Source organism: Arsenicibacter rosenii (assembly GCF_001870735.1).
GTDB lineage: Bacteria > Bacteroidota > Bacteroidia > Cytophagales > Spirosomataceae > Arsenicibacter > Arsenicibacter rosenii.
Genome location: NZ_MORL01000050.1, coordinates 1 through 2,341, shown reverse-complemented (window position 1 = coordinate 2,341; position 2,341 = coordinate 1). Strand labels below are relative to the sequence as shown.

Genomic DNA, 2,341 nt, shown 5'->3' with positions numbered 1-2,341 from the left:
TTGCCATTTGTGAACGCGTCATCACAAACCATGGCGGCGCTATATCTGCCGTCAGTTCTGTTGGTCAAGGCGCTACCTTTCAATTATTCCTACCTTTATAGCCGCTCTCAACACAATATCCTGTTGGCTTTAAACGCAACTTTTTTTTAATTACCTATTCATATATCATCTTTCATTTCTTTATTGATGTAGGTTAAACATTCTATTGCCATTCAGGTTTATTTTCTGTCCGTATGATAATGACAGCCTGAATTTTTCTGTTTGATATTGCACCAATACGGTTAAATCATTTGTGACAATCCTCGTCATTAACCGTCCCAATGTAGTTAAAAGTAAAAACGCCCGGTTCAATTTGTCCGGGCGTTTCTTATCAATGTACATAAATAAGCAAGCAGTAAGCTTGATCGACTGCAAACTACAAAAAAAAGCCCGGCTCTTAAAGAATCGGGCTTTTATCAATTCATATACTAATATTATACTTCTATACAACATTATCTGCTTTTGTAAACCATTACGCATATTCAGTCTATTATTATTTTAGTAATTCTGGCTTCATTGCCTTGTAAATGCATTCTCATAGTCACTTTGCCTGCAAGCGCAACCAACACACTTTTTGTAAAATCAGACTATTATTACGTAAAAACACATATGTAAATAACGCTGATTTCTGCATTTCTCTGGTTAACTCACCTCCTTAATTTCTCATAAAAAGCTGACTTTCTGATGGCTGTTATAAAAATACAATACAGGTCGGTTTTGATATACGTATTCCTTTTGATTTATAAGTCATCAATCCTGTTTCAGAATTCAATTCAAATAAACTAATACTGTCATTACCCATATTCGCCACCAACATATACTTTCCGGATGGATCAATATTAAAGTCACGTGGAGTGTCAATGCTTTCTGTTTTAGAATCGATCTGTTCCAGTCGTCCATTTGCGGTAATTTTAAAAGCAGTTATCCCGTTATACCCCCGGTTAGATACGTAAAGAAACTTTCCACCAGGATGTAGCCGAATGGCTGCTGCTGTATTAACTCCGGAAAAAGAAGACGGTAAACTCGGTAACGTCTGCAACTCCTGTAGTACTCCTTTTTTCGTAATAGCCAGTGTGGTAACACTCGCATCCAGCTCATTGATGACATACATATACTTACCCGAAGGATGCATAGCCATATGCCTCGGCCCTACACCGGCTTTTGTTTTAAAGTAGGCCTGTTCAGGATTTGCCCGGATGCTATTCCGGGTTGCGTCTACTGCATAGTTCATAATCCGGTCAGTTCCTAAATCGGTTACGAAGGCATACTTCCCGTCGGGCGTAAAGGCCGAACAATGAGCATGTGCCTTATCCTGACGGGGCTTGTTCGGTCCGTCGCCGGTATACTGCTCGGTATAAGTCGCTTCTAAAATCTTACCCTCCCTGATGGGCAATACAGACAGGCTTCCACTCGTATAATGCGCCAGCAAAGCCAGCATACCAGCCGGATGAATAGCGACATGGCATGGATTAACTCCTCCGGATGCCTGGCTGCTGATCGGTGTCAATTTACCGGTTTGTGCGATTGAGAATGACTTTAGCTCACTGCTTTGCGTGGCCGCATACAGTATTTTTTTATCCTGTGAAAGCGCAATGTAACCCGGCCCCTTGCAATAATTAAAGGTATCGAGGCTGGTAATGACCCCGCTTTTTCCATCAAGCTCAACTAACGAGATTAATGATGTTGGCCCCGGAGTCAGTGATCCGACATAAAACCGGACTGGTTTCTGTGCCAGGGCGTAGAACGATACCAGTGTTGCAACACTCTGGATCATCAGTGCCTTCATGATCATTTTTAGGTGGCCTTTATTGAACTGATTCTTTTGTTCTTCTCGTAGCATAATCTTGTTTGTATACGAATAGGTAAAAAAGACTTCGTTTGCTGCTTATCTACTTTGAAAGCAACTTTTATCCAATACACTTTTTCATTCCTGTATGCGTATTATCCAACCTGTTTACTTCGTTTTCGTGGTATGTTTACTTTATACGCATGGCTTGCCGGCTCAAAAATCAGTTGACCTGACTAACTTTCAAAAAGCCGGTAGCGTACATGTCGTTAAACACGGAAACACTGTTTCTGTTGACTGGCCGGCACATGGCAAAGAAAAGGGGCTGATCCGGTTAAATCTGGATGATCGGGAACCGCTTTTTCAAAGCTTACAGCTCACCCGGCAAGGGCAGTTTCATGAAATCGCCCACTCCCTGGATCCTGCTTTTGTAATGACTATTGGCAAGAGAGATCTTGTTTCTCAAAATGGCTGGAATATTTTCTTCGATAAAACGAACCGGCTGCCTTCTAAATC

At 41.5% G+C, this 2,341-nt stretch carries 2 protein-coding genes and 1 pseudogene (1 of these 3 cut by a window edge); 2 read left to right on the top strand and 1 reads right to left on the bottom strand.

The genetic code is table 11. The features are described from left to right. Positions 1-101 carry the 3' portion of a PAS domain-containing sensor histidine kinase gene (locus BLX24_RS29135; RefSeq protein ID WP_083422256.1) on the top strand. It extends 1,639 nt beyond the left edge of the window, so only the last 101 of its 1,740 coding nucleotides appear in the window; the start codon falls outside the window, past its left edge; it ends in the stop codon at positions 99-101. A 629-nt stretch (positions 102-730) separates the two neighbouring features. Here the strand turns inward: BLX24_RS29135 and BLX24_RS29125 are convergent. Further along, a complete protein-coding gene (locus BLX24_RS29125; protein WP_083422255.1) occupies positions 731-1,879 on the bottom strand; it encodes a lactonase family protein in 1,149 nt (382 codons plus the stop codon). Between the two features lie 94 nt (positions 1,880-1,973). On the opposite strand from BLX24_RS29125, the pseudogene BLX24_RS29120 reads away from it, so the two are divergent. After that, a pseudogene (locus BLX24_RS29120) lies at positions 1,974-2,341 on the top strand (hypothetical protein); the annotation flags it as partial.

Coding starts and splice junctions, on each gene's coding strand:
- BLX24_RS29125 (WP_083422255.1), bottom strand. CDS start 1,879: ATGCTACGAGAAGAACAAAAGAATCAGTTCAATAAAGGCCACCTAAAA.